The sequence below is a fragment of the Thiomonas sp. TH-17 genome, from assembly GCF_057473305.1.
The window spans coordinates 1-5,220 of the sequence record NZ_JBYCKI010000035.1 but is presented as its reverse complement, the minus strand read 5'-3'; the positions used below and the strand labels follow the sequence as shown (position 1 = coordinate 5,220).

Here is a 5,220-nt window from a genome sequence, read left to right as displayed (position 1 = left end):
GTCGTCGGGCTGGGATTCCAGCCGCAGCAACTGGTCTTGGGCCTGGCTCAGCAGCTCGCGCGATTCGGCGAGAAATTCCAGCAGGATGTCGTTGTCCATGATGGTGGGCGGAAGGTTTCAGATGCCGAGGTCGCGCAGCAGGGCGTCCACGTCATCCTGGGCAAAAGAGGGCCCGGCGTAGGCGGGAACCCCGTTGAGCGGCGCGGCGCTGTCGGTCGCCGGGGGCGGTGCCTCGGCAGTGGCCGCCGGTTCGAGATGCGGGCCGAGTTGTTCGACGGCGGCACGGATGCGCTGCTCCACCGCCTGCAGCAGGTGAATGGTTTTTTTCAGCCGCTGGCCGGCCAGATCCTGGCCCTGCTGGCTGGCGAGAATGGTGTGGAACTGTTGCTCCAGGCGGTCGAGGCGCTCGTCGATGAAGCCGCCATGCGTGGCGCGGATGGCGGCGATTTCGGAGAAACCGTTTTCCACCGCTTCGAGCGTGGCCATGGCCTGGGTCTCGGTCAGCCGCAGCGCTTCTTCGAGCGGATGACTGGCCTCCGGCAGATCGCTGGAAGCGACCATGATGCGGCGCACGCCTTCGTGCAGCAGGGCGTCGGCCTCGGTGAGCTTGTGCAGCGCAAGGGTGGAGGCCCCCACGCTCGCTGAGGCTCGCTGCCCCCCGAGGGGGCTGCCCCCGTCTTGGGTCGGCCCTGCGACGGGGGTGGCGGGGTCGCGGTTCATTGCGCTGCTCCCGCAGCCGCGTTGAGCCGCGCCATGATGGCGTCGAGTTTTTCTTTCAGGGTCTGTGCGGTGAAGGGTTTGACGATGTAGCCGTTCACCCCAGCCTGGGCCGCGGCGACGATGTTTTCTTTCTTCGCTTCGGCGGTGACCATGAGCACGGGCAGGCTGCGGATGGCCGGGTTGTCGCTGGCGCGGATGAGCTTGAGCAGATCGATGCCCTGCATCACCGGCATGTTCCAGTCGGTGACGACGAACTCGATGCCGCCGGCCTGCAGTCGTCGCCAGGCTTCTTCGCCGTTTTCCGCCTCGTCGATATTGCCGCTCACATAGCCGGTCTGCATCAGCAGGCCGCGCACGATGCGGCGCATGGTGGGAAAGTCGTCAACAACCAGGAATTTCAAGGTGGGCCTCGCGATGGTTTTGTCTTGCGTTTGAAGTAACGGCACGCGGGGCGCGAACTTGAATCGCGTGGCCTGCGCGGCGACGGAAATCAAGGGGGACTTGTTTCAGGTCAACGGGATCGAAGGTTTCGCTTGCCTGCCCTTGGCTTCGATCAATAGCATGGCTCCCCATGTATGAAAAGTTGAATATCTCAGCCGAGCCGCCAGCGCCCGCCGAGCAGCAGGCAGCCTTGCGTGCGCTGCTTGCTGCGGTTCAGCCCGATCTGAATGGGGTGGTGGAGGCTTTCATCCGGCAGTTCTACGACGAGCTGCTCAAGGAGACCCGGTTTTCGCGCGTGCTCAAGTTGTTGTCGGAGGCCGAGTTTTCGCGTCTGCGCGGCAACCAGGAGCGTCATCTGCGCAGCCTGTTTGTGAGCAGCAGCGAAGCCTCGGTGCGGGTGGCGCGGCATGTGGGGCGGGTGCACGCGCTCATCGGACTCGATGCGTCGTGGCTGGTCGAGGCTTACGGGCTGTACACCCGCTTGCTGATCAGCCACTTTGCGGCGTGGGTCGAGCCGTCCGAGCGGGCGGCTTTGCTGCGCTACTTCATCACCCGCCTGCAAGACGAGTTGCAGTGGCAGATCGAGGGGCATGAAGACATCGTCCGTCAGTTCGACGCGGCGCTGGTTCGCATTGACGCGGCCATTCTCACGGCGCACACCCTCAGCGATCTGTTGCGCGCCGTGCTCGGGGCGCTGGAAAACATCGAGGGTGTGCTGGCGGGCACGATCGGGCGGCCCGATGCGGCAGGCGTGGTTCAGTTCGAGCACGCCTTTGGCAGCCGCTTCAAGTCGCTCTACCTCGACCGCATCGACTCGGGCGAAGCCGCGTTCACCACGGTGCGCGGCGATGCGGCGGAAGGGCTGGGCGTCTCGGGCCGCGCCTGGCGCAGCCGCGAGGTGCAGTACACCGCGTCGTATGCCTGCGATCCGGCAATCCTGCCCTGGAAGAAGGAGGCGGACGAACTGGGCGTGCGCAGCGCCGTGTCCATTCCCATTCTCGACGCTTCAGGCCAGCCGATTGCGCTGATGGATCTTTACAGCAGCTATCCCGGCTTTTTCACCAGCTCGACGCGCCGGGTATTCGTCGAGCATCTGCAAAAGGTGCTGGGCCTGGCGTTTGCCCGTTATGCGCATAGTCCTTCGGGCGTGGTGCCTTACGCACGGCGGCAGTTCTATGTCGATCTGCTCGATCATTCGGGCCTGCAGATGCAGTATCAGCCCGTGGTCAACCTCAAGACAGGCCGGCCCGAGAAATTCGAGGCGCTCGCGCGGCTGCAACGGCGCGATGGCGGCGGGCTGATCGCGCCGGGTGAGTTTCTGCCCGTGTTGGGCGCGCTCGATATGTGGCGCCTGTTCAGCCTGGGCCTGGAGCAGGCCTTGCATGCCCGGCAGCGCTGGGCGCAGCAAGGCATTGATCTCGATGTGTCGGTGAACATGCCGCCGGTGGCGCTGAGCGATCCGCGTTATGTGGAGCGGGTGGAGCAACTGCTGCACAGCCATGCGCTCGAACCGCGCCGCCTCACCCTGGAATTGCTGGAAAGCAGCGATCTCGACATTTCGGAGCGCCGCGACGCGCTGCTGGGGCGGTTTCGCGCCACTGGCGTGCGTCTGGCCGAAGACGATCTCGGCTCAGGCTACAGCTCGCTGCTGCGGCTCGACAGCTTTGCGTTCGACGAGGTGAAGATCGACCAGGGCCTGCTGGGCGGACTGGGTAAGGCGCCGCGCCGGGCGCTCGACTTCATTCAGCATCTCACCCGGCTGGCGCACGATCTGGGCAGCAAGGTCGTGGTCGAAGGGCTGGAGTCGGCCGGGCTGGTGGAGGCGGCCATCATTTTGCAGGCCGACGCGGGGCAAGGCTACGGGCTGGCTCGCCCCATGCCCGCCGACGCGGTGGTGGACTGGGTGCGCGGATTTCATCTGACGATCAACCGCGATCATCCCCGCACGGCCCTGGGCATCTATGCGGCCCACCTGTTGTGGGAGCGGCGGCTGGCCTATATGACGCCCTGGCCCGACGCGCTACCGCTCGCGGCGCGCGCCGCCACCGCCTTGCACCATTACATCGAGGTGGAGGGGCTGGAGGGCAGGCCGCTGCACCTGGCCTACCAGCGCCTCATCAGCGCGCTGAGCGAGGGGCTGGAGACGCCGGCATTCGCCCGCGCGCAGGAAGACATGCGTCGGCAGCTCGATCTGCTGGTGCGCGCCGAACTGGGGCGGTAAGAGGGCGACAAGGGGGCATTCAGCGGGAATTGCCAAAAAAGTCACACTTGCCCTAAAGTTCCGTAAAAGCGTGACGTTGAGCACTCCAACAGGAGAGAATGCCCCCATGATCCCCATCCAGAATTCCCCCCTTTCCAGCGCCTCGACTGCCGTTAGCGGTTCGGCCGCGGCGTCGCGGCGCGCGGGCTCGGTTGCCAATCCGGCTGTAAATCCGTCAGGCGCGGCAGCTACCGAACAGGTCTCCATCTCGGGGGCCGGGCAGATGCTCAACCTCGCGAGCACGCAAGGCGCCACGCCTCCGGCCAGCGACGCGCGCATCAGCGAACTGCAAAACGCCATCCGCAGCGGTCAATATGTGGTTGACCCGCAGCGCATCGCCGGTGGCCTGTTGCAAGACAGCCAGGCACTGATCGGCGCGAGCAAGTCTGGTTCCAACTAATCTGAACCCACCATGCAGCAGTCGGTCGATTCTCTCCTTCGCCTGCAACTCGACAAGTTGCAGGCTTTTGACCGCTTGCTGATTGAAGAGCACGCCTGCCTGCTGCGCGCCGCTGCGGATCAACTGCCGGCACTGACCGAGCAGAAAAACAGCCTCCTGGCCGAGATCGACGCGCTGGAGCGCGAGCGCATCATGCAGTTTGGCGCGCAGACCGAAGCGGTCATCAACCCCTTGTGGAGCGCGGTTCAAACCCTGGCGCGGAGCATCGCCGAGGCCAATCAGCGCAACGGCGCCATGATCTCGGCGCTGGTGCGCAGCACCGAAGGGGCCTTGCAAATTTTGCGCGGCAACGCTGAAGGCGTCGATCTCTACGGCGCCCACGGCCAGGGCCAGCCCGGCAGCGGCCCTGTTCGCCTGCAGGTCAGCGCTTAACAATCGTCCCGCCGGGTTCGATGCATGCTCATTCTGACGCGCCGCCCCGGTGAAGCCATCCGCATCGGGGACGACATCCGCCTGGTCGTGCTGCAGTCCGCGCCCGGCAAGGTGCGCCTCGGCATTGAGGGCCCGCTCGACCTGCGCATTCTGCGCGAAGAACTCTATGCCCAGATCAGCCAGGGCAACCAGGCTGCGGTGGCACCGCAAGGGCTGTCTCTGGCGCATTGGGTTTCTGGGACGGTTGACGTCCCGGTTGACTTGTCCCCTCATGGAGAGTCGCGTTGAGCCCCGCCCAGCCTGAATCGGTCACGACGAGCGCGCTTGCGCAAACCAGCGCGGCGCCGTGCAACGCAATGGAAGTGGCCACGCGCTTCGGCTTGCTTCCCGTTGCGCAACATCAAATCTGGACGGTGCCGTCGCCGCTGCCGGGATTCGAGACCCTGCAGCGCTTTGTGCTCATCGGTCTGCAAACCGAGCAGCCCTTCTTGTGGCTGCAGTCGCTCGACGATGCGGGGGTGAGTTTTCTGCTGGCGCCAGCAGCGCATTTTGGTTTGCGCTATGCGCAGATCGACGCGCAATCCCTGCCCATGGTGATGGTGCTTCTGCCCACGCAGAGTGGGCAGCCGCTGCGCGCGCACGGACAGGCGCCCTTGGTGTTTGACGCGCAGATGGGGCAGTTCGAGCAGCACATCGTTGAGGCTTCCGAGGTGGAAGGCGATGGTGTTTTCGCTCACCAAACTGAAGTGCTCGCGCCGCCAGGGCTGATGTCGCGCCTGCTGGCGCTGAATCCGCAGTAACGAGAACGCTAACGAGGCCGCAGTAGCCAAGCAGCAGCAAGGGCGGCGCCGGGCTGCCGCCCGGTTCAGCGCCGAGCGTCTCTCAGCAGTTCGCGGTCGCGCCGCTGGACATACTGTTGCAGGCGCTGCTCGAAGGCCGGGGCCATGTTCAGAAACTGAATGCCGAG

General features: G+C 65.2%; 7 protein-coding genes. 5 read left to right on the top strand and 2 right to left on the bottom strand.

Annotated elements, in window-relative coordinates; translation table 11 throughout:
* Window positions 1-117: 117 nt before the first annotated feature.
* Both AC2VLV_RS02775 and AC2VLV_RS02770 read right to left on the bottom strand, forming a co-directional pair.
* Entirely contained in the window at window positions 118-720 is a 603-nt protein-coding gene (locus AC2VLV_RS02775; protein ID WP_486988522.1) for a protein phosphatase CheZ, read from the bottom strand.
* On the bottom strand, window positions 717-1,136 hold the full coding sequence (locus AC2VLV_RS02770) for a response regulator (RefSeq protein WP_486988523.1): 420 nt from the start codon (window positions 1,134-1,136) through the stop codon (window positions 717-719). Before AC2VLV_RS02770 ends, AC2VLV_RS02775 begins: the two co-directional genes overlap by 4 nt.
* Window positions 1,137-1,291: 155 nt before the next feature.
* Here AC2VLV_RS02770 and AC2VLV_RS02765 point away from each other — a divergent pair, with 155 nt between their 5' ends.
* The 5 genes from AC2VLV_RS02765 to fliW all read left to right on the top strand — a co-directional run bounded on the left by AC2VLV_RS02765 (window position 1,292) and on the right by fliW (window position 5,053).
* Window positions 1,292-3,382, top strand: a complete 2,091-nt coding sequence (locus AC2VLV_RS02765) for an EAL domain-containing protein (RefSeq protein WP_486988521.1) — start codon at window positions 1,292-1,294, stop codon at window positions 3,380-3,382.
* 106 nt (window positions 3,383-3,488) lie between these two features.
* Window positions 3,489-3,821, top strand: a complete 333-nt coding sequence (gene flgM / locus AC2VLV_RS02760; protein WP_486988520.1) for a flagellar biosynthesis anti-sigma factor FlgM — start codon at window positions 3,489-3,491, stop codon at window positions 3,819-3,821.
* Window positions 3,822-3,833: 12 nt separating this feature from the next.
* The gene (locus AC2VLV_RS02755; RefSeq protein ID WP_486988519.1) at window positions 3,834-4,253 is read left to right on the top strand and encodes a flagella synthesis protein FlgN; all 420 of its coding nucleotides are present in this window, start codon (window positions 3,834-3,836) and stop codon (window positions 4,251-4,253) included.
* 24 nt (window positions 4,254-4,277) lie between these two features.
* Complete coding sequence (locus tag AC2VLV_RS02750; RefSeq protein WP_486988518.1) at window positions 4,278-4,541, top strand: carbon storage regulator; 264 nt, start codon at window positions 4,278-4,280, stop codon at window positions 4,539-4,541.
* Window positions 4,538-5,053, top strand: coding sequence for a flagellar assembly protein FliW (gene fliW / locus AC2VLV_RS02745; RefSeq protein ID WP_486988517.1), 516 nt, complete (start codon window positions 4,538-4,540; stop codon window positions 5,051-5,053). The genes AC2VLV_RS02750 and fliW overlap by 4 nt, the downstream gene beginning before the upstream one ends.
* Window positions 5,054-5,220 lie beyond the last annotated feature (167 nt).